This is a genomic window from Streptomyces sp. NBC_01433 (genome assembly GCF_026340105.1).
In the GTDB taxonomy this organism is placed as follows: domain Bacteria; phylum Actinomycetota; class Actinomycetes; order Streptomycetales; family Streptomycetaceae; genus Streptomyces.
The window spans coordinates 1,193,698-1,216,092 of the sequence record NZ_JAPEPM010000001.1; the positions used below are offsets into that span (position 1 = coordinate 1,193,698).

Below are 22,395 nucleotides of genomic sequence, written 5' to 3' on the forward strand. Positions count from 1 at the left end.
TGCTGAGGCCCCGCAGGTGCTGAGGCCCCGCAGGGGCTGACGCTCCGTACGACAGCGGCCCGCCGCACGGATCTCGAAGATCCGTGCGGCGGGCCGCGCGTCGTGTACCCCCCGGTTACGCGATGCGCTCGCGCACCACGGGCAGCGGGGCGAACTCCGTACCGGCCGGGGCGATGTCGTACGCGTCGGGCAGGGCCTTCAGCGCGTAGTCGAACTTCTCCGGGGTGTCCGTGTGCAGCGTCAGCAGCGGCTGGCCCTCGGTCACGGTGTCGCCGGGCCTGGCGTGCAGCTCGACGCCCGCGCCCGCCTGCACCGGGTCCTCCTTGCGGGCCCGGCCCGCGCCGAGGCGCCAGGCGGCGACGCCGATGTCGTACGCGTCCAGGCGCGTCAGTACGCCGGTGGAGCGCGCGGTCACCACATGCTGCTCGCGGGCGACGGGGAGCGCGGCGTCCGGGTCGCCGCCCTGGGCGGAGATCATGCGGCGCCACACGTCCATCGCGGAGCCGTCGGCCAGGGCCTTCTCCGGGTCGGCGTCCTTGAGCCCGGCCGCGTCCAGCATTTCGCGGGCGAGCGCCAGGGTGAGGTCGATGACGTCCTGCGGGCCGCCGCCGGCCAGGACCTCCACCGACTCCCGGACCTCCAGGGCGTTGCCCGCGGTGAGGCCGAGCGGGGTGGCCATGTCCGTGAGCAGCGCGACCGTCCGTACGCCGCTGTCGGTGCCGAGCGCGACCATGGTGGAGGCCAGTTCGCGGGCGTCCTCGATGGTCTTCATGAAGGCGCCGGAGCCGACCTTGACGTCCAGGACGAGGGCGCCGGTGCCCTCGGCGATCTTCTTGGACATGATCGAGCTGGCGATCAGCGGGATGGCCTCGACGGTGCCGGTGACATCGCGCAGCGCGTACAGCTTCTTGTCGGCGGGGGCGAGCCCGTCACCGGCGGCGCAGATGACCGCGCCGGTGGTGTCCAGGACGTGCCGCATCTCCTCGTTCGAGAGGTGGGCGCGCCAGCCGGGGATGGACTCCAGCTTGTCGAGGGTGCCGCCGGTGTGGCCGAGACCGCGGCCGCTGAGCTGCGGTACGGCGGCGCCGCAGGCGGCGACCAGCGGGGCGAGCGGCAGCGTGATCTTGTCGCCGACGCCACCGGTGGAGTGCTTGTCGGTGGTGGGGCGGGAGAGTTCGGCGAAGCTCATCCGCTCGCCGGAGGCGATCATCGCGGCGGTCCAGCGGGCGATCTCGGTGCGGTTCATGCCGTTCAGCAGGATCGCCATGGCCAGCGCGGACATCTGCTCGTCGGCGACCACGCCGCGGGTGTACGCGTCGATGACCCAGTCGATCTGCTCGGGGGTCAGCTCGCCTCGGTCCCGCTTGGTGCGGATGACGGAGATGGCGTCCATGGTCTGGAGTCCTTCCGGCCGTGTTGCTCGTACATGAGGGTGAGGGATGAGGGATGAGGGTGGGGGTGAGGGATGAAAAGGGGGCCGGGCACCCGGTGCTGGGGTGCCCGGCGGAGGGACTAGCCGAGGTTCTGCGGCCCGAACGCCTGCGGAAGCATCTCGTCGAGCGTACGAAGGCCGTCCGGGGTCTCCAGGACGAGTTCCGGCCCCCCGAACTCGTACAGCAGCTGCCTGCACCTGCCGCACGGGACCAGGATCGCCCCGGTCCCGTCCACGCAGGTGAAGTGGGTCAGCCGGCCGCCGCCGGTGGCGTGCAGCCGGGAGACCAGGCCGCACTCGGCACACAGCGAGAGGCCGTACGAGGCGTTCTCGACGTTGCAGCCGACGATCATGCGGCCGTCGTCGACCAGGGCCGCGACGCCGACCGGGTAGCCCGAGTAGGGCGCGTACGCACGGGACATGGCCTCCCGTGCGGCGGTACGCAGGGCAGTCCAGTCGACCGGTGCCGCGTCGACGGGTGCCGCGGCTTCCGCGGGCGGTGTCACTTGCCCTCGCCCTTGCGATAGGTCACGCCGTCCGCCTTCGGCATGCGCAGCCGTTGCGCGGAGAGCGAGAGGACCAGCAGTGTCGTGACGTACGGGGCGGCGTCGACGAACTGGCTCGGTACCTGGTCGGTCAGCGCGTACCAGGTGAACAGCAGCGCGGAGATGGCCGCCGAGATCACCGCGGCCACGTACTTCTTGCGGTACAGCTGCCAGAACACCACGATCACCAGCAGGATCGCCAGCAACAGCAGCATCGCGTGCACGTTCTCGGCGCCGCCGCGCAGCTTGAGGCTGTCGGTGAAGCCGAAGAGGCCCGCGCCCAGCGCCATGCCGCCCGGCATCCAGTTGCCGAAGATCATGGCGGCGAGACCGATGTAGCCGCGTCCGCCGGTCTGGTTCTCCTGGTAGATGCCGGTGGCGACGATCGCCAGGAAGGCGCCGCCGAGTCCCGCCAGACCGCCGGAGACCGTGACGGCGATGTACTTGTACTTGTAGACGTTGACGCCGAGCGTCTCGGCGGCCACCGGGCTCTCGCCGCAGGAACGCAGCCGCAGACCGAACGCCGTGCGCCACAGGATCCACCAGGTGCCGGGGATCAGCAGCAGGGCGACGACCGTCAGCAGGGACAGGCCGGTGACGAGTCCGCCGATGATGCCCGCGATGTCGGAGATCAGGAACCAGTGGTGTTGTTGCAGATCCTGCATCCAGTCGGACAACCCTGGAATGGTGATCTTGTCGATCGGATCGATGCGCGGCGACTGCTTGGACGAACCGCCCTCGACGCCGTTGAAGGCGAAGTTGGAGAGGTAGCGGGTGAGGCCGACGGCGAGGATGTTGATGGCCACACCGGAGACGATGTGGTTCACGCCGAAGGTGACGGTGATGACCGCGTGCAGCAGCCCGCCGAGCGCGCCGCCGAGGATGCCGAACAGCACGCCGACCCAGGGGCCCCACTGGAATCCGGCCCAGGCACCGAACCAGGTACCCAGCACCATCATGCCTTCGAGGCCGATGTTGACGACACCGGCGCGTTCGGCCCACAGGCCGCCGAGCCCGGCCAGGCCGATCGGAACGGCCAGTTCCAGCGCGCCCGCGACCTGACCCACGGAGGTCACGTCGTCGGCGCCGCTGATCAGACGGACCAGGGAGACCAGGGCGAGCGCACCCGCGATGATCAGGAGGACGACGGGCAGGGAGAGCTTGCGGCGCCCGGCGCCCTTCTTGGGGGCGGCGGTTGCGGCGGAGACCTTGCTGGTACTCACAGTGCCGCCTCCTTCTCGGTCGTGAGGGCGTTCCCGGCGGCGAGTTCCTCGCCGACCTTCTGCTGCTGGCGCTTGATGCCGTAACGGCGGACCAGTTCGTAGCTGACGACGACCGAGATCACGATCAGGCCCTGCATGATCGTGGCGATCTCCTTCTCGTACCCGAACTGGTCGAGAGAGGCCGACGACTTGTCCAGGAACGCGATCAGCAGGGCGCTGAAGGCGATGCCCAGCGGGTTGTTCCGGCCCAGCAGCGCGATGGTGATGCCGGTGAAGCCGATGCCGGTCGGGAAGTCGAGGCTGTAGGTGTGCGTGTCGCCGAGCAGGGTCGGCATTCCGGCGAGACCGGCGACCGCCCCGGAGATCAGCATCGAGGTGAGGATCATCTTCTTGGCGTCCACACCGGAGGCCTGGGCGGCGCTCTCGCTGGCGCCCGTGGCCCGCAGGTCGAAGCCGAACCGGGTGCGGTTGAGCACGAACCAGTAGACGAGGCCGCAGCCCGCGGCGACGAAGGTGAACCCGTAGATCTCACCGGCTTCGGCACCCATGGACAGGCCGGGGAACCAGCCGGACTCCGGGATGTCGCCGGTGGTCAGGTTGTTGGAGCCGGGCGGCTGCACGCCGAAGTTCTTCGGCAGGATGAGCCAGGCGACCAGCGCGGTGGCGATGGAGTTGAGCATGATCGTCGAGACGACCTCGCTGACTCCGCGGGTGGTCTTCAGGAAGCCCGCGATGCCCGCCCAGAAGGCGCCGACCAGCATCGCGACGATGACGATCAGCGCGATCTGGAGCGGCCCCGGCAGGCTGACGCTGGCCCCGACGAGCGCGGCCATCATCGCGGCGAGGCGGTACTGCCCGTCGACCCCGATGTTGAAGAGGTTCATCCGGAAGCCGATGGCGACGGCGAGGGCGGCGAGGTAGTACGTACCGGCCTGGTTGACGATCAGGACCTGTACGTCGACGTACGACGCCGACTCGAACATCAGCCGGTACGGCTCGAAGGGGTTACGACCGGAGGCCAGCAGCACCACCGTGGTGAGTGCGATGGCGACGATCAGGGCGAGGACCGGGCCGGCGAAGCCCAGAATCAGCCGGTCCTTGTCGATTTTCTTCATCGGGCCTCGTCCTCCGGGCTTTCGAGGTGACCGGTGGCGGCGCCGGTCATGGCCGAGCCCAGTTCCTCCGGGGTGATGGTGGCCGGGTCGGCGTCGGCGACCAGTCGGCCGCGGTACATGACGCGCAGGGTGTCGGAGAGCCCGATCAGCTCGTCCAGGTCCGCGGAGATCAGCAGGACGGCCAGCCCTTCGCGGCGCGCCTCACGGATCTGGTCCCAGATCTGCGCCTGGGCGCCGACGTCCACGCCCCGGGTGGGGTGCGCGGCGATCAGCAGCTTCGGGGCGTGGCTCATCTCGCGGCCGACGATCAGCTTCTGCTGGTTGCCGCCGGAGAGCGATCCCGCGGTGACCTCGATGCCGGGGGTGCGCACGTCGTACTCGCGCACGATGCGCTCGGTGTCGGCGCGGGCCGCCTTCGGCTCCAGCAGCCAGCCCCGGCTGTTGGGCTTCTCGGTGACATGACCGAGGATGCGGTTCTCCCAGAGCGGCGCGTCCAGCAGGACGCCGTGCCGGTGGCGGTCCTCGGGGATGTATCCGATGCCGCTCTCCCGCCGCTTGCGCGTGGGGGCGTGCGAGATGTCTTGGGTGTCGAGGGTGATCACCCCGCCGTCCGGGTTCCGCATTCCCATCAGGGTCTCGATCAGCTCGGTCTGGCCGTTGCCCTCGACCCCGGCGATCCCGAGGACCTCGCCCTTGTGGATGGTGAAGCCGACGCCGGCGAGCACGTCGCGGACGGCTCCGTCGGGGTCGGTCACGCTGAGCGCGAGGTCCTCGACGCGGAGCATCGGGACGTCGGTCACCGTGGACTCACGGGTCTCGGGCGAGGGGAGCTCGCTGCCGACCATCAGCTCGGCGAGCTGCTTGGTGGTGGTGTTCGCCGGGTCGGCGGTGCCCACCGTCGTACCGCGGCGGATCACCGTGATGTCGTCGGCGACCGACAGGACCTCGCCCAGCTTGTGCGAGATGAAGATGACGGTCAGGCCCTCGGCCTTGAGCTCGCGGAGGTTGTCGAAGAGCGCGTCGACCTCCTGCGGCACGAGCACGGCGGTCGGCTCGTCCAGGATGAGGATGCGGGCGCCGCGGTAGAGGACCTTGAGGATCTCCACGCGCTGGCGGTCGGCGACTCCGAGGTCCTCGACGAGCGCGTCGGGCCGGACCCCCAGACCGTACGCGTCCGAGATCTCCTTGATCTTCTTACGGGCGGCGGAGCCGATGCCGTACAGCTTCTCGCCGCCGAGAACGACGTTCTCCAGGACGGTGAAGTTGTCGGCGAGCATGAAGTGCTGGTGCACCATGCCGATGCCGCGGGCGATCGCCTCGCCGGGGTTGCTGAACGTGACCTGGTCGCCGTCGATCGCGATGGTGCCCTCGTCCGGCTTCTGCATGCCGTAGAGGATCTTCATCAGGGTGGACTTGCCCGCCCCGTTCTCACCGACGAGCGCGTGAACCGTGCCCTTGCCGATGGTGATGTCGATGTTGTGGTTGGCGACGACGCCGGGGAAACGCTTGGTGATGCCGTGCAGTTCTACGGCGGGGGGGCTGCTGGACGCGTTGATGACGCACTCTCCTTGGCCGGACAGGAGCGGGGGCGGAGGGGCTGAGGGGCGGGGTGAAGTTATCGCGCCGGAGGGCTGTCTACACGCGTAGCGCTGCCGAATCGTAAAACACAGGTGCACTGCACGGCCCGGACGCTTCGATCCGGGTGGGTACGGAGGAGCACTGCGAGAGGCGGATCTTCTTCGGGGGCTTCGTGGTGGGGTACTCCGCAGGCCCGGAGCGGCGGCATCGCGCTCGCTCCGGGCCCACAGGAAACCAGCCGGACGACAGGAGCCGTTACGGGGTGGTCTTGACGGTGATCTTGCCGTCGATGATGGCCTTCTTCGCCGTGTCCACGGCGGTGATGACCTCGGTCATCTTGGTGAAGGCCGGGTTGGACATCGACAGGCCGACGCCGTCCTTGTCCAGGCCGTAGCGGATCTCACCGGTCTCGGGCTTGCCGTCCTTGACCGACTTGATCAGGTTGAGGACCGAGTCCTCGACGTCCTTGGTGACCGAGGTCAGAATGCTCGCCTTGTAGGCGGCGAGGCCCTTCTGCTGGTACTGGTCGGAGTCGACGCCGATGTTCCACTTGCCGGCCTTGGAGACGGCCTCGATCGCACCGGAACCGGCCAGACCGGCCGCCGAGTAGATCACGTCGGCCTTCTTGTCGAGCTGGCCCTGGGCAGCGGCCTTGCCGAGGTCGGGCTTGGAGAAGCCGTCGAAGTTCGGCGGCTGGGTCAGGTACTGCGACTGGACCTTGACCGAGGGGTCGGTGTCCTTGACGCCCTGCTCGTAGCCGGCCTGGAACTTCTTGATCAGCGGGGTCTCGACACCACCGATGAAGCCGACCGTCTTCGTCTTGGTGACCTTGGCGGCGGCGACACCGGCGAGGTAGGAGCCCTGCTCCTCGTTGAAGACGATGTTGGCGATGTTCTTGCCGGTCACCGAGGCGTCGTCGATGATCCCGAAGGTGATCTTCGGGAACTTCGGGGCGACCTTCTTGATGGCCGGCGCGTAGGCGAAGCCGACGCCGATCACCGGGTTGTTGCCGGCGCGAGCCAGCTCGGTGAGGCGCTGCACCTTGTCGGCGTCCGACTCGCCGTCGGAGGGCTCCGCCTCGGTGCCCTTGATGCCGAGGTCCTTCTCGGCCTTGGCCAGACCGGCATAGGCGGCATCGTTGAACGACTGGTCGCCGCGGCCACCGATGTCGTACGCGATGGCGGTCTTGGCGTCCTTGGAGTCGGGACCCGCATCCGACGACGATTTTCCGCCACACGCGGTGGCGCTGAGCGCAAGCGCCGCGGACGCAACGCCCACGGTGGCAATCCTGGTGATCCGGCGCAAGGGAAGGCTCCTTCAAACCTGACCGAAGCGCCTCTTCCGGCGCTGGTTTCGCGGCGATCGTAACGCGCGTAGATGTCAGATAAGGACCCGTACGGAAGCCGTTATCGGATCGTCGCGAACAGAAGCGGTCGCGCCCGTCCACGAATGGGCCTCGAACAGCTCACGAACGGTTGCCGTCGAGCAGCGCGGCGGCGGTGAAGAGTTCTACACCCACGGTGATCGCCTCCTCGTCCACGTCGAAGTTCCCCCGGTGCAGGTCAAGCCCCCGGGTGTCCCCAGGGGTCCGTACGCCGAGCCGGGCCATGGCCCCCGGCACCTGTTCCAGGTACCAGGAGAAGTCCTCCCCACCGAGGCTCTGTTCGGTGTCCTCGATCGCATACGAACCGCGACGCTCGGTCATCGCGGCGTCGAGCAGTCCGATGGTCTCGGCGTCGTTCACCACGGGCGGCACCCCGCGCACGTAATTGATCACGGTCTTGGCCCCGTGCATGCCCGCCACCTCGTCGATGGCCGAGTGCACCAGATCGGGCGCCTCGCGCCAGGCGGCCAGATCCAGGCAGCGAACAGTTCCGGACAGTTCCGCGTGCTGAGGAATGACATTGCAGATGTGGCCGGTCTCCAGCCGCCCCCAGGTGACGGCGAGCCCCGAGCGGGCGTCGGTCCGGCGGGCGAGCAGCGCGGGCACGTCGGTGGCCACCCGGGCGGCGGCGGTGACCAGGTCGGTGGTCAGATGCGGCCGGGCGGTGTGCCCGCCGGGCCCGTCGAGGGACACCTCCAGCCGGTCGCAGGCGGAGGTGATGGGCCCGATCCGCAGCCCGATCCGCCCGACGTCCACCTTCGGGTCGCAGTGCACCCCGACGATCCGCCCGACGCCCTCCAGCACCCCGGCCTCGATCGCGTCGGCGGCCCCGCCCGGCAGGACCTCCTCGGCGGGCTGGAAGATCAGCCGCACCGCGTGCGGCAGCAGCCCCTGCCGCGCCAGCCCGGCCAGCACGAGCCCGGCGCCCAGCACGGTGGCGGTGTGCACGTCGTGCCCACAGGCGTGCGCCCGGTCGGGCACGGTGGACCGGTAGGAAACCCCCGCCTTGGTGTCCGGGATCGGCAGCGCGTCGATGTCGGCCCGCAACGCCAGCATGGGCGTCACCCCGTCCCACTCCCCCACGTCACAGATCAGCCCGGTCCCGGTGGAGAGCACCCGCGGCTTCAGCCCGGCCTTCTCCAGCCGGTCCTTGATGGCCGCTGTGGTGCGGAACTCCTGGTTGCCGAGCTCGGGGTGCATGTGCAGATCACGACGGAAGGCGATCAGCTCGGCACGGAGCTCCTCGGACAACGTGCCGGGCAGAGCGGCGCCCTCGGGCAGCTCGGCAAGGGCATCGGTGCGGGACGCGCGGGACTTCAACTGGTTCACCTGTTGAAGGGTAGGCCCCTCACACCCTCAACTGGCCACAGATCAACAAAACTTCAGCCGCTCAGGCGAACAGAATGCGACGTGGGGGCGTGTGGCGTGAGATGGGGGTGGGTAGACTCCGCCGCCACTTCGCCAAGTCGGGCGGGGGGGGTGTCGGTGCCGGGCGAGGGGCCTGGCCGGGGCCTGGCCGTTCCGTGCGGGGCCCGCCGGCCCCGGCGCTCGGAGCCGTCATCGGGAGGCCTTGGGCCTCCTCACTCCCGCTCCACCCGCACGCCCCGGCTCACGGCCACTCTCACGGCATCGCGCAGCGCTTCGGTCAGCCGGGCGGCCAGATAGCGCACCTGGCCGGAGTCGGCGTGCGGGTCGGCCAGGAGCGCCTCCGCGTGCCCGATCAGCTCCCGGCCCATGCCGAGCTGTACGGCTTCGATCCGATCGGCGACGCGGGAGACGGGACCGGGCGCGTCTTCGTCGGTGATCAGAAGGCACCACTACCGGTCCTAGTGTCCTGAGTCGCTAGTTCGTGTGCAGTATGCGGCGAGGGTGTCGAGGATGTCGTCGGCGGGTTTCGTCCAGACGAACGGCTTGGGGTTCTTGTTCCACTCATTGATCCAGCCGCGGATGTCCCGTTCGAGTTCGACGACGCTGCGGTGGGCCGAGCGGCGGAGTTTGCGGCAGGTCAGCTCGGCGAACCATCGCTCGACGAGGTTGAGCCAGGACGCGGAGGTGGGGGTGAAGTGCAGGTGGAAACGGGGGTGACGCAGCAGCCATTTCTTGACCGGCTCGGTCTTGTGGGTGGCGTAGTTGTCCAGGACGAGGTGGAGTTCGAGGTGCTTGGGGACGGCTGCGTCGATGACCTTCAGGAAGCGGAGGAACTCCTGGTGGCGGTGGCGGCGGTAGTGCTGGGCGATGACCGAGCCGGAGGCGATGTCCAGGGCGGCGAACAGGCTGGTCGTGCCGTGCCGGACGTAGTCGTGCGTCATCTTCGCCGGCGTGGTCGGCGCCATCGGCAGCACCGGCTGGGTCCGGTCCAGGGCTTGTATCTGCGACTTCTCGTCCACCGCCAGGACCAGGGCGTTCTCCGGCGGCGACAGGTAGATACCCACCACGTCACGAACCTTGGTCACGAACTGCGGGTCGGTCGACAGCTTCCAGGTCTCCACGATGTGCGGTTTGAGGCCGAACGCCCGCCAGATCCGCGAGACCGCCGACTGCGACATCCCCGCCGCCCCGGCCATCGAACGCGTCGACCAGTGCGAGTCACCCTTCGGCGGCGTCTGGCCGAGTGTCCTGGCGACCAGGGCCTCGACCTGCTCGTCCGTGATCCTGCGCGGGGCTCCCGAACGAGGGCGGTCCACCAGGCCCTCCAGGCGGTCCGCGACGAACCGGGACCGCCACTTGCGCACCGTCTCCCGCGAGACGCCCAGGTCATCCGCGACCTGCGCGTTCGGCAGGCCCTCCGCGCACGCCAGCACGATCCGCGACCGCAACACCAGTGCCTGAGAGGCGGTCTGCTTGCGCAACCAGCCCCGCAGCACCCTGCGTTCGTGATCGGACAACTCCAGCGGCAACGGCTTCGGACCTGGCACCGCCCCACCCTACAACCGCAAACAAACTAACGACTCAGGACACTAGCGTGAAGGAGCCATCGAAGAAAACGCTTCCGCACGAAAGAGGACCCATGTCGAATCCCGACATCCGCCTGCTGCCCTGGCCCGACGCCCAAGGCATGCCCCTTACACCCGTGTGACCTGCTACTTCTCCCCGCGGCCAGGATTATGAATTAGCCCTGCAGACACCCCAGAGGCCCCACCGGAATGATGTTCCGGTGGGGCCTCTGGGGATATCACTGGCCGTTACTGACCGGGAATTTCTCCGCTGGGCGGCCAAAATTCGCGTCAGGTATCAATTTTTCATTGGGAGAGCCGGGAAGCTCATCGAATCGACCTGCGACCATTCCGCCAATGGTCGACTGTGAATCTCTAGGTCGACCTCGTCACTCCATTGCAGGGAGCCGACGTCCCATTACCCAGTCACGAACGACCTCTACTGCAACTTGAATACTCTTCAAGTCGTCTAGCTGTCGGTGCTCGGAATATGCATCATTTGTCGTGAAATCGACCAGACCAAGCTCCGAACTGCCGTCCTCCCAAACGGTAACCTCACCGCCCAAATTACCCACCTCCACTGTCCAGGCAGCGGATTTGTTTGGAAAATCATCACTATCAGGTCGCCTGATAGTTGACTCCGCTCCAACAAGGGACGCATCGGACTGAATCAGCGTTACAGCCTCAAGCACAGCAGCAAGAAGTGGCAAGCCCCTCAGCATACGCTACCACCTTTACGAATATTTCTTGCTTCCGGCATGCCGGGAGTACCACCCTTCTTGGCGAGAATGCGTCCGAACAACGTGTCGGGATTTGCCATCTTGTAGTCACCAGGACGACCGCCGGCTATGATAGATGATTTAGGGACATCGAATTCTACATAAATGGAACCTTTATATGTAGGCCTGTACGCTTCTGGATCCCCCGGGCTTACTACGTACGTATAACCGCCCTTCCCCTCCTGAACCATTCCCGTACTCACCATTTTTTGATATTCGTCTGGCGACATCCAGCGTCCAACGTTGGCCATTCCGGGACCTGGATCACTACCAGCGTTGTGAACCAGAACCGGCGTCTTGCCTGCGAGCACATAGTACGTGTGGACACCCTCAACACTGAGGTTGTACGTCCGAACCCGATCTTCGAACGGACGATTGGCCTCGACGCGTAGATACTTCCCCTCGTCCGACCGGAGCGACATGCCCGGCTTGAGTTCGCTCGCGGCAAGCCAGCGCTGCTCCGACTCGACCCAGAAGGGGTGCTCGTAGGTGGCTACAAGCTTTTCGTCGCCGTCAGGGGTCCTTATCGTCAACTCATTGAACTTCTTGTCACTGTCCGTGACGATGAGTCGAGTGACCTTGCGAGCCGAAGTTCTGCCGGTGTCCGGGTCGGTCGCGAGAACCTGGTCGCCTACCTCGACGTCCTCAATGCTCTTGTGATTCCCGTCGTCCATGAGGACTTGAGTGCCGGCAAGGAAGCACTGGCAGCCCAGCTTGAATCGCTGTCGGAGGTCCTGGACGCCCTTACGAAGTTGCTTGGCGAACGAGAACTTGACCCCGGGGCCGCGTCCCCCTGAGCCCCCGTACTGCATCACCCGGAGGTGATCCAGGTCCTCGACGAAGTTCGCGAGCTTCTTCGGACATTTCTGACTGCCGAAGCATGTGTTGGCCGCATAGGCGATGAGGTCGTCTTCGGTGACTTCCTTCTTCTGTGCACGCTGAGGAGCGAGCAAGGCGTTCCAGCGGGGGCGCCATTCGTTGTACTGCGCCGGTGTCAGGTAGGACTTGGCCGCGTCGGAGATCGCCTTCTCCACGACATTGACCGGGTTGTCCTTCGCCTTCGCCTCGGCCGGCGTGGTCTCGTGGGTCTTCTTCGGGGCTCCCGGACCGCCGCCGTGTCCTCCCGGTGCCGAGTGGCCCGTACCGTCGTCGAGCCACAGGCCGCTCGGGTCGCTGAAGGCGACCGGATTGTTGTTGGCGTATGTATAGCCGTGGGCCTGCTGCGGGTCGGTGAGGTCCATGACCGGGTCGACGCTGATGAACCGGCCGGTCACCGGGTCGTACTCGCGGGCTCCGAGGTGCGTCAGTTCCGTGTCGGCGTCGGTGGTGCCGCCGACAAATCCCCTGTCACCGCTCCAGGTCGACGGCTGAGTGCCACGGGCGGAGCCGAAGATGGTGCTCTTGCGGCGGGTGACCGTCTGCGCCGCGTCAGCGGTGACCTGGGTGGTGCTCGTGGCGTGGTGATCGTTGATCAGGAAGGTGAGCTTCGTGCCCTTGCGCAGCGCCACGGTTTCACCGGCGGCGGTGTAGTAGCGGGTGCCGGTGACCTTCCCCGCCTTGTCCAGCAGCAGCTCGTTGCCGCCCGGCAGATAGAGGGTCGTGCCGGTGGAGTCGCGGCGGACGAGGCGCTGACCGCTGGTGTCGTAGACATAGCTGGTGGTGTCGGTGACCTGCGTCGTCGACGCGAGATGGCCTTCGACGTCCCACTCGAAGGTCTCGGTGTCGGCGTCCCCGATCTTGCGAGTGTGCAGGTTGCCGACTTCATCGAAGGCGTAGGTCTCCGTGCGTGCGCCCGGACCGGTCTGCGTGATGTCGCCGAGCCTGTGGGTGCCGGCCTTGGGGGCCGCGTAGGTCCGGGTGATGTCACTGGCCGGGCCGGCGGCGGCCGCGTGCTGGGTCTCGGTCTTCCTGTTGCCGACGCTGTCGTAGGCGTACGAGGTCCAGTAGGCGTCCGGGCCGCCGACCACCGCCGGGGTCGGGGACTGTGCCGCGCAGTTGTCGGTCGCGGTCCAGGCGTCGGTGATGCGGCGCAGGGCGTCGAGGGCGAAGCACTGGGTGTCGCTGGCAGCCGTGGCGTCCTGGCCGGTGACCGTGCCGATCTTCTTGACGTTGCCCGCGGGGTCGTAGGTGTAGCGAACGTCGTCGATACGCTGCGGGGCGACCTCCCGGTCGGTGAACGCCCGGGTCAGAGCCCCCGTGTGCTCGTCGTATTCGCTGTTCTTCCAGAGGTGCTGTCCGAACGCGCCGAACTCCTGCTGGGCGGCCCGTCCGTAATGGTCGTAGGCGACCGATGCCAGAACGGTGTCGCCGCCCGCCGACATCGACATCGGAAGGCCGGAGGAAAACCCGTACTCGTTGACGACGTCCTCGGCCGGGAGACCGCCCATGGCGGGCTGCGCCGTCTCCATCAGCTGGCCGGTGTTGGCGTTGTAGACATCAGTCCACTCGTACGTACCGGCCAGGGCGCCCTCCGAGGCCGGGACGGTGAGCTGGCTGACGACCGGCTTGTAGAAGGCGTTGTAGTTGAGGACGGTGCTGATGTAGGAGTTGGCGCCGTCGTGCCGGGTCGTGCTGGAAAGCTGCCCGATTCCCTTGGACGCCTTGTCGTAGTCCCAGGCGGCCCGCTTCGTGGTCCCCTGGTACAGCGCGGTGGGCCGGCCGAGTACGTCGTAGTCGGTGTGCAGGCTGATGCCCTGGACATTCACGACGTCGGTCGCCCGGCCGCCCTTGTCGTACGTGGTGTCCGTCGCGCCCTTGTCCGGGTCCTCGACGTGGTTCTGCCGGCCCGCCGCGTCGTAGCCGTACTTCCACTGCGCGCCCGACGGGTCCGTCACCTGTGCCAGCCGACCGAGCTTGTTGTACGTGTACGTCGTGGACTGGGACGTGGTCCTGTCCTTGTCCGTGTACTGCTTGAGCTCGGTGGTGCGGCCCAGCGCGTCGGTGACGGCGGTGGTCGCCACTCCGCCCTGCGGGGGTACGACGGTGGTGGTATCCCCCGTATACGTGGTGGAGGTGCGCTTCGTCTCGTCGCCGAACTTACGGTCGATCACTGCGACGACGCGGCCCGCGCCGTCGAAGACGGTGTCTGCCGAGGCCGGGTACTTCGTCTCCTGGCCCGTGATCAGGACAGGTTCGGCCGGACCTGCGGCGTAGTAGGTACCGGAGCTGCGCCAGGCCTGGCCGAGGCTGTTGTAGAACGTCTCCGTGACGAGCCGGCCCTTGTCGTCCGGGGACGGGGTCTGCGTCTGCCTTTCACGCAGCAGTCCGTCGTAGAACGCGTAGGAGGTGACGGAATTTCCCTGGTGATTGAGGGACTTGCTGGTGATGACCACCGGGCCCCCGGCCCGGATCTGGTAGTCGAACGAATTGCTCGGGGAGTCCGGGTAGGTCGCCGCCGAACGGGAGGGCAGCCAGACCTTTGCCACACGGCCGAGCGGGTCGTAGAGCGTCGACGTCACACGGGCGTTGGGATCGCTCACCTTCAGCGGCTGACCGCGCAGCGGGTCGAGCTCCGTGGTGGTCGGGTGGGTGCGCTGGTTGGTCGCCACGATCTTCGTGGCCACTTCACCCTGAGCGGGGGTGTAGGTCGTGGTCGTCGTCTCGCTGTACGCGTCCTTCGCGACCAGGACCCGCCCGTAGACGTCGATGTCCGCGACCAGGGCGGACGTTTCGGTTTCGTAGCCGTTCCCGGCACCGTTGATCTTCTCGAACTTGGTGGAGTCACCCTTGACCGGCGCGGCCGTCAACGAGGTCGCACCGTCGTAGTACGTGCGCTCGTCGCTGATGACATCAGCGGGCCTCGTGACCGTGGCTCCGCAGGTCACGGCGGTGACCTCGGTCCTGGACACCTTGTCCAGGAGCCAGTTGGTGGTGTTGGGCACGTACGTACTGGCCGTGCACTGCTCGTCGCCGGTCTTCGCCGCGTCCCCGGTGTCCGAGACCGTGGTGATCTGTCCGTAGGTGTTGAAGGTGCGCGTGAGTGAGCTCTTGCGCTCACCTCCCGCGACGGTCGTACGCAGGTCTTCCTTGAGCGTGCCGGTGAGGTACGCGGTCAGATCCGGGAGGTCCGCGCGGGTGCGGACGGCTGTGGCCGCCGAGCGCCAGGGCGTGTAGGACGTCGCCGAGACCAGCTTGGACGTGTCGTTGCCGTTGTATGTGGCGCTCTCGCGGGCCCATCCCGCGAACTGCTCGCGGTCGGTGACCGCCACGCCCGCGGAGTCCTTCACGGCAGCGCCATCGATACCGCGGAAGTAACGGGTCTCCGTCAGCGTCCGCGGTTCGCTCCCGGCTCCCTTTCGGGTCTGGACCAGGCCATAGCCTCTGGAGACCGAGTAGGCGCGGTCATTCTTCTTGGTGAACTCATCAGTGTTCTTGGCCCACTTGGCGCCACCGGAGTAGGTGTACTCGGTGGTGGTGTCCGGAGTCTCGGCGAGATTGTCACCCTCCAGGACCTTGGTGACGACGTAGGAGTTGAACCAGTCCTCCTTGGCCGTCTCCCCCTCGAAGGCCCACTTCACCGGGTAGCAACGCGTGGTGTTCGTCGCGTCCGCCGGGGGCAACGTGGCGGAGGTGCAGTCGGGCTTGGAGTAGATGGCACCGATGGTGCCGCCGGTCTCCGTGCCGATCTGGGACATCCGGAGCCTGATGAAGGGCGCCAGTCCGTCACCGGTCTTGTCGACGCGATTGGCCATCTGCTCACCGGCGAAGGTCACCGGCGGCAAGGTTGCGCTTCCGCCCACCTTTCCGGTGCGCTGAATGGACTCCAGCCACATCGGAGTGGACAGGCCGTCACCAGCGGGCGGAAAGCCCTGCTTGAGGGACCAGGAGTCGACCTCCTTGTACGCCCCGCCGGTGAGCACCTTGGTCGTGATGGTGCTGAGCCGCTTACGGGACCAGAAACTCGGCGCGAACTGGTCCTTGCACTCGGAGGCACCGTCCTTGCAGTAGAGGTCGAACGGCACATCCGGCCAGTTCTTGGCATGCGCCGCATCGAACGTCCCGCAGTCCGTCAGGCAGCGCTCGCTGACGGCGAAGTCGACCCGTCCCATGGCCTTGGCCGTATATACGCTGTTGCTGCGCAGCCCGTACTCGATGTGGTCGAGGTAGCCGGCCCGGTTGTAGGGCGTCACGGTGGCCTTGCCCGTGGTCTCCGAGACATTGCGGCCGTAGTTGTTCGTCTCGGTGTTCCAGTAGTACGCCATCGCGTTGCCGTGCGGGTCGACGACGTAGTCCAGCTGCCAGCGCCATGCCTGCTGGCACCACGCGGACGCGAAGGAGGCGTTGTAGCACGGCTCGCCCGACTGATTGCCGAACACCGGCGTCGTGAGAGTGGAGTTGGTGACCGGATCGTCCGCAGCCGTACCGTGGTCGCTCCAGCCGGGAAGCCTGTTCAGGCCGAAGAAGTACTGGGTTCCGTCCGTCGTGGTGACCTTCCAGTGCTCACCCGCACCGTCCACCCCGGCCGTGCCCTTGTCACCGTTCGACGCACCTGTCAGCTTCTCGACCTTCTGGCCCGTGTCCTGCGCCGGGTGCCAGCCCTTGGTCGCGTCGCGCACCAACTCGGTGGTCGTGCCGCCGAGAGAGAGCGTCGCGTTGTCGTTGAACCAGCACTGATCACCGACCTTGGTGGTGTTGGTGCCGCCGTCCTTGTCGTCATCGCATGCCTTGTACCGGCGTTCGATGTACCCCGGCTGCCAGGACCAGCCGTCCCCGATCCATCCGGACTGATTGTTCGACGCGGCTGTCTGGCCGTCGACGCTCTGGGAGGAATACCCGAGCGAGATATTCGGCTGCAGGTCACCGGGCACTACAGGGGTCGCGATCGGGTAGGACCAGGTGAAGGCACCTGTGGAGCCTCCCCCGCTCCACGAACCGGATGCTTCGAGCTGTGTGGCCTTGTACGACCCCGAGGACCCGGAGGCCCCGGCCGTCGCGGCCAGCACGGTCGGCGTTCCGCCCGCAGCGGGGGCGGCCGATGCGGTGAGCGTCCCACGCTCCGTGTCGTTGGACGTCTTCAGCGATCTGGCCGTGCGGCATCCGGGGCTCTGAGGATTCGTCAATACACAGGCCGGCAGTTCCACCAGTCGCAGGCGGGCGGCCCAGTCTCCTCCGTAGGCGCCGCGGAAGGCCGAGTAATCGACCTTCACCCGCACGGGCTGCTTGCCCTTCGCCGAATCCGTCCGGCTCACCGACAGCAGAAGCCCGTCGACACCGGCCTTGTCGGCGGCGGCTCGGCCGACGACCGAGACCTTGAGTTCTGCGGGCTGCACGGTGGCGTCCCGCGTCGGCTCGGCCGCCGGGGCGACAGAGACGGGGAGCTTCCCTGCGGGCTTGGGACCGGAACCCGGGGCGCCGAGCCTCACCTCAGCGCTCGACGCAGCGGGCCAGGTGACCTTCGGGGACCGCCACGGACGGCTCTTGGCGTCGTCCTTGAGCTTCTCGCCGCCGAACCGAACCGGTTCCACCGGCACAGCCTTGGGCTGCTTGACAAGGGCGGAGGGGCGTGCGGAGGCGTCATTGTCCGCGTCAGCCGAGAAGGCAATTCCCGGAAGAATTCCCATCAAGAGTGCTGCGGACAATGGCATAGCCAACCATGTCCTACTGAACCTACCCATTCCCCACCCCTTGCCGCCCCACGAATGACCGTCGGAAGCTAACAGGATCTCCACAGGAAAGTCACTACCCTCCGAAAATTGCGAAGTTCGCCCCTTCTGTGCAGATAGGGCAAAAGGTGAGGGAATCTCCCGCCCCGAGTGAGCCGCTTGACCGTCAGCACAAGGGCTGCCGAGACGATATGTCGCACTTGGTCAACTTTCGACACAGTTTCCCCGCTGCTTCACCATGTGACATTGCCTCTCATTTGGGAATTCGCCATTCCCTGCCCCGCATCTCACGACCTAAGGTCGGCCCGGAAATTGTGAACATCATGGAGAGAGCGAAATGCATCGCACACCCAGGCGGCATCGAAGAAAAAACAGACCGGCATATCGGTCTGTTTCCGCGGTTCTCGTAGCGGCCATCGGCTCTGCAGGAGCACTCGTTCCGGTCGCCGCCGCGGCCGTTCCGGTCGCCGCTCCTCGAACCGCAGTCACCGCCGGCGATCCGGTCGACGACGGCTCCATCAGCGAAGAGGACAGGGCTCTGGCTGCGGCCAAGTCAAGCGGACAGCCTGCCGAGTTGACCTCCGCGCGCACCGAGGTCTCCGACACCTGGGCCCAGCCGGACGGCTCGTTCTCCGTCAAGCGTTACGGATCACCGGTGCGGCTCTTCCGGAACGGGGATTGGGTGGCCACCGACCCCAGCCTGGCGTTCGCCGCCGACGGCACTGTCGTACCGAAGGCGTCCACGGTCAGCGTCGCGTTCTCAGGTGGCGGCACAGGCCCCCTCCTGTCCGGGGTCAAGGACGGCCGTACACTCACACTGTCCTGGCCGACCTCACTGCCCAAGCCGGTCCTCGCAGGAAATGTGGCCACCTATGGTGAGGTTCTGCCCGGGGTCGATCTCCAGCTCAAGGCAGAAGTAGAAGGTTTCTCCCAGCTCTTCGTGGTCAAGACCGCCGCGGCGGCCAATAATCCGCAACTCGCCACGCTCACCTACAAGATGAAGACCGTCGGCCTGACCGTGTCCGCGGACGCGGAGACGGGCAGCCTCGCCGCGGTCGACCCCGCCGGACAGACGGTCTTCACCAGCCCGACGCCGCTGATGTGGGACTCGCGTACGGCCAGTTCGGCGCCGACGGCCAGATCCGCCACCGCGGCCGCCACCGACGAGCCCGCACCCGGTGACGCGTTCGAGCCACCGCCGGGCGCCGCCGACGCTCAGATGCCCACCACGGTCAGTGCCGACAGCATCGAGATCAAGCCCGACCAGGCGTTGCTGACCGGGTCCGGCACCACGTACCCCGTGTACATCGACCCGACCTGGGCCTGGGGCAAGAAGGAAAACTGGACCCGGGTCTACAAAAAGTACCCCAAATCATCCTTCTGGAACGCCAACGAAGTCGCCCGGGTCGGCTACGAGAACGAGACGAACGGGCTCTCCCGCTCCTTCTTCCAGGTCGACACCGACAACATCAAGGGTGCCGACGTCAAGTCCTCGACCTTCCGGATCAAGAATGTGTGGTCCTGGTCCTGCCAGGACAGGCCCGTGGAGATCTGGCAGACCAAGCCCATCTCGAAGAAGACCACGTGGAACAAGCAGCCTGAAAAGGTGGGCAGTTCACCGCTGAAGACGGTGGACCAGTCCAAGGGCTGGAGCAAGGACTGCGCGGCGGGCAACCTCGAATTCGACGTGACCGCCAAGGCGCGCGAAGCCGCGGCGGGCAAGTGGTCGAGCCTGACCCTCGGCCTCTACGCCACGAATGAGAACGACACCTTCGGCTGGAAGAAGTTCGACGCCAAGACCGCCGTTCTGGAGACCAGGTACAACAACCCGCCCAAGACTCCCTCCGGTCTCGGTACGAACCCGAAGACGTCCTGCTCCGCGGGCGGCCTCATCGGCAATACCAAGGTGAGCCTGTACGCGACGGTGGACGACCCCGACGCCGGAAATCTGACCGCGCAGTTCCAGGTCTTCAAGAGCGGCAGCAGCACCCCCGTCGTCGACCAGAAGATCGATGCGCTCAAGGGCCGAGTGGCGACCTTGCCGACCACGGACGCACTGATCCCCACCGGGGCCTACACATGGAAGGTCCGTGCCGAGGACTCCCAAGGAGCCACCTCTGCCTGGAGCCCCACGTGCAAGTTCTCCGTGGACCGTACGCGTCCGGGCACCCCTCCGGTCATCTCCTCCGTCGTGTTCCCGGACGGCACCGACGGCTGGCCAACGACGACCGGCAAGGCTCGCACCCCCGGAGCCTTCACCTTTAGCGTCGGCGCGGCTGACAAAGTGACGGAAATCGGCTGGTACACCGACTCCGACCCTGCGGTCAGGTATATCTCCGCAACGACCGAAGGTCTGAGTCCTTCCCGGGACATCGCCCCGCCCGGCTACGGCCCGCACTTCGTGTACGCGTTCAGCGTCGATGGTGCGGGCAATCGGTCCGACACGGGTGTCTACCTGTACTACGCGACCAGGTCCGCCGACCGCGACGCCCCGGGCGATCTGAACGGGGACGGGATCAAGGACATCTGGAGCGTCGATTCCAACGGCACGCTGCTCACCTATGTCGGGCAGGAGGGCGGGCAGTTCTCCAACGCGACCAACGGCGGCCAGGCCTTCGACGGCGCCCAGACCACCTACCGGACGGACTGGGGCAATGACGGCTACACCGACCTGGTCACGCTCGAATTCGACACTGCGGAGAAGAGACGGAAGCTCTGGACGTACACCAACAACGGATTCGGCCTCGCTACCACCGACTACAAGGAAGGGAAGCAGCCGCTCACCGTCAAGTGCCCGGTCGTCGACGAGGACTATGGCTGCGTCGGTGAACCCGGCTGGACGGGGAACGATCACTGGAGCGATGCCTCCCAGGTTCTGACGCCCGGTGACATCAACGGTGACAGCATGCCCGACCTCCTCGTGAAGGAGGGCACATTGCTCTGGGCCTACTACGGCAACTACACCAAGCGCCTGAGCGTCCCCGTGCTCGTGGGCGGCAACGACTGGGACAAGTTCACCGTGGTGGCGCCCGGTGACCTGAACGGCGACAAGCTCGCCGACCTGTGGATGCGGAACAACGCCACGGGAGATATCTACCGCGCTCACGGGAGCGCCGACCAGTACGGCGTCCTTGATCCAACGACGTGGGGTAACACGGCTGCTCGGGTGAAGATCGGCTCCGGATATCCGGCCGCAACGTACCCGGTGGTGGACTCCGTGGGTGACATCACCGGCGACGGTGTGTCCGACCTGTGGGCCCGTAAGGCGGACAACACCATGGTCGGGTTTCCGGGCAAGGTGAGTGGCGCGACGTTCTCGTTCGCAGCGTCCTTCACCATCGACGGCGCCGCGGGCGGAACACGGATCCCCGCCGGAACCACCATCGCACCCGGCAAGTCGTACACGTCACGCTCAGCAAAGCTGACGATGAAGGAGGACGGAAATCTGGAGATCACTTCCGCGGCCAACAAGCCCCTCTGGTCCACAGGGACGTCCGGGAACGTCGGCGCCAAGGCGGTCATGCAGCCCAACGGCAACCTGGTCGTCTACAAGAGCGACGGCAGTACCGTCCTTTGGGAGTCCAAGACCAGTGCAGCCGAGGGTTACGCCCTTCTGCAGGATCGTGGCAACTTCGCGGTCTACAACGCGAAGGGCCAGTCGGTGTGGGCCGCCGGAACGTCCATCCGACAGGACGTCAATGGCGACGGCCGCAGCGACATGGTGGAATGGCACGACTACTCCGACGGCAATGACGCGATCCACACCTTCCTGACCACCTCCGACGGTGGTTTCGCCGCTCCGGCCAAGGCCTACACCACCCCGGGCAATCAGTGGACCCTGCAGTGGATGAAGAAGGTTTCGGGCGACTTCAACGGCGACGGCATGTCCGATGTCGCCGTGATGTACGACTATCCCGACAACAGCACGAAGCTCTGGACCTTCCTCGGCAGAAGTAACGGCACCTTCGCCTACCCGTTCGTCTCCTGGACGGCGACCCAAGGTCGTTGGGACTTCGCCCGCTCGACCTTGTTCGCCGGCGACTTCAACGGCGACGGACGCGACGACATCGCCGCCTGGTACGACTACGCCGACGGATCGGACATGCTCTATACCTTCACCTCGAACGTGCAGGGTGGGTTCAACGCCCCCTTCCACACGTGGAGTGCACCAAACCAGTGGGCCGTGTCGCGCTGCAAGTTCGTCGTCGGGGACTTCAACGGCGACGGACGCGACGACATCAGCGTCTTCTACAACTACGACGGCTCGTCCGTGAAGCTCTGGAACTTCACGGCTCAGCCCTCGGGCGGTTTCGATCGACCGATCGAGGCGTGGTCTCACGCCAACTGGGGTTCCTGGGACCGCACCGCAGTGTATTCAGGTGACTTCGACGGGGACGGACGTGACGATGTAGCCACGTGGTACGACTACGCGGACGGGACCGACACCATCTACGTGCACCGCAGCCGGAACACGGCGACGGGGTCCTTCGACACGCCCACGACGGCGTGGACTGTCCCACCAGGCACTCTCACGTTCGGATCGATGAAAATCGTCCCGGCGGATTACAACGGCGACGGACGCGATGACTTCGGGGCTATGTACGGGTACAGCGACGGCTCAGTGAGGATGTTCACGTGGCTGACCAAGCCTGACTCAACTCTCGAAACGATCAAGACCAGTTGGGTTTCACCGACACCTTCCTACTGGTCCTACCCGTTGAGCCACTTCGTGTATCGGTCCAACTAGCTGCTCTTCGAGCCCGACACGGACTCGACCCAACAGATTCGGCCCCTGGCGGCACCA

At 66.6% G+C, this 22,395-nt stretch carries 12 protein-coding genes; 1 reads left to right on the top strand and 11 read right to left on the bottom strand.

Going from position 1 to position 22,395, the window contains the following annotated elements:
* Nucleotides 1–115: 115 nt before the first annotated feature.
* The 11 genes from OG413_RS05190 to OG413_RS05240 all read right to left on the bottom strand — a co-directional run bounded on the left by OG413_RS05190 (nucleotide 116) and on the right by OG413_RS05240 (nucleotide 17,453).
* Nucleotides 116–1,393, bottom strand: a complete 1,278-nt coding sequence (locus tag OG413_RS05190; protein ID WP_266803237.1) for a thymidine phosphorylase — start codon at nucleotides 1,391–1,393, stop codon at nucleotides 116–118.
* 119 nt (nucleotides 1,394–1,512) lie between these two features.
* Complete coding sequence (locus OG413_RS05195) at nucleotides 1,513–1,938, bottom strand: cytidine deaminase (RefSeq protein WP_266803238.1); 426 nt, start codon at nucleotides 1,936–1,938, stop codon at nucleotides 1,513–1,515.
* Nucleotides 1,935–3,200: an ABC transporter permease gene (locus OG413_RS05200; RefSeq protein ID WP_266803239.1), complete on the bottom strand. Its 1,266-nt coding sequence runs from the start codon at nucleotides 3,198–3,200 to the stop codon at nucleotides 1,935–1,937. Before OG413_RS05200 ends, OG413_RS05195 begins: the two co-directional genes overlap by 4 nt.
* Entirely contained in the window at nucleotides 3,197–4,315 is a 1,119-nt protein-coding gene (locus tag OG413_RS05205; RefSeq protein ID WP_266803240.1) for an ABC transporter permease, read from the bottom strand. The genes OG413_RS05200 and OG413_RS05205 overlap by 4 nt, the downstream gene beginning before the upstream one ends.
* Complete coding sequence (locus OG413_RS05210; RefSeq protein ID WP_266809896.1) at nucleotides 4,312–5,895, bottom strand: ABC transporter ATP-binding protein; 1,584 nt, start codon at nucleotides 5,893–5,895, stop codon at nucleotides 4,312–4,314. Before OG413_RS05210 ends, OG413_RS05205 begins: the two co-directional genes overlap by 4 nt.
* Before the next feature lie 253 nt (nucleotides 5,896–6,148).
* The gene (locus OG413_RS05215) at nucleotides 6,149–7,198 is read right to left on the bottom strand and encodes a BMP family protein (protein ID WP_266803241.1); all 1,050 of its coding nucleotides are present in this window, start codon (nucleotides 7,196–7,198) and stop codon (nucleotides 6,149–6,151) included.
* A 160-nt stretch (nucleotides 7,199–7,358) separates the two neighbouring features.
* Nucleotides 7,359–8,597 (bottom strand): amidohydrolase, encoded by a 1,239-nt coding sequence (locus tag OG413_RS05220; RefSeq protein WP_266809898.1) that lies wholly within the window; start codon nucleotides 8,595–8,597, stop codon nucleotides 7,359–7,361.
* A 260-nt stretch (nucleotides 8,598–8,857) separates the two neighbouring features.
* Nucleotides 8,858–9,013 (bottom strand): hypothetical protein, encoded by a 156-nt coding sequence (locus OG413_RS05225; protein ID WP_266803242.1) that lies wholly within the window; start codon nucleotides 9,011–9,013, stop codon nucleotides 8,858–8,860.
* Between the two features lie 90 nt (nucleotides 9,014–9,103).
* Nucleotides 9,104–10,192 carry an IS630 family transposase gene (locus tag OG413_RS05230; protein WP_266803243.1) on the bottom strand — a complete coding sequence of 363 codons (1,089 nt, stop codon included), beginning with the start codon at nucleotides 10,190–10,192 and terminating at the stop codon, nucleotides 9,104–9,106.
* Nucleotides 10,193–10,599: 407 nt separating this feature from the next.
* Nucleotides 10,600–10,932, bottom strand: coding sequence for a hypothetical protein (locus OG413_RS05235; RefSeq protein ID WP_266803244.1), 333 nt, complete (start codon nucleotides 10,930–10,932; stop codon nucleotides 10,600–10,602).
* Nucleotides 10,926–17,453, bottom strand: coding sequence for a polymorphic toxin-type HINT domain-containing protein (locus OG413_RS05240; protein WP_266803245.1), 6,528 nt, complete (start codon nucleotides 17,451–17,453; stop codon nucleotides 10,926–10,928). Before OG413_RS05240 ends, OG413_RS05235 begins: the two co-directional genes overlap by 7 nt.
* A gap of 712 nt (nucleotides 17,454–18,165) precedes the next feature.
* Between OG413_RS05240 and OG413_RS05245 the strand changes: the two genes are divergently transcribed.
* On the top strand, nucleotides 18,166–22,338 hold the full coding sequence (locus tag OG413_RS05245; RefSeq protein ID WP_266803246.1) for an FG-GAP-like repeat-containing protein: 4,173 nt from the start codon (nucleotides 18,166–18,168) through the stop codon (nucleotides 22,336–22,338).
* Nucleotides 22,339–22,395: the final 57 nt, after the last annotated feature.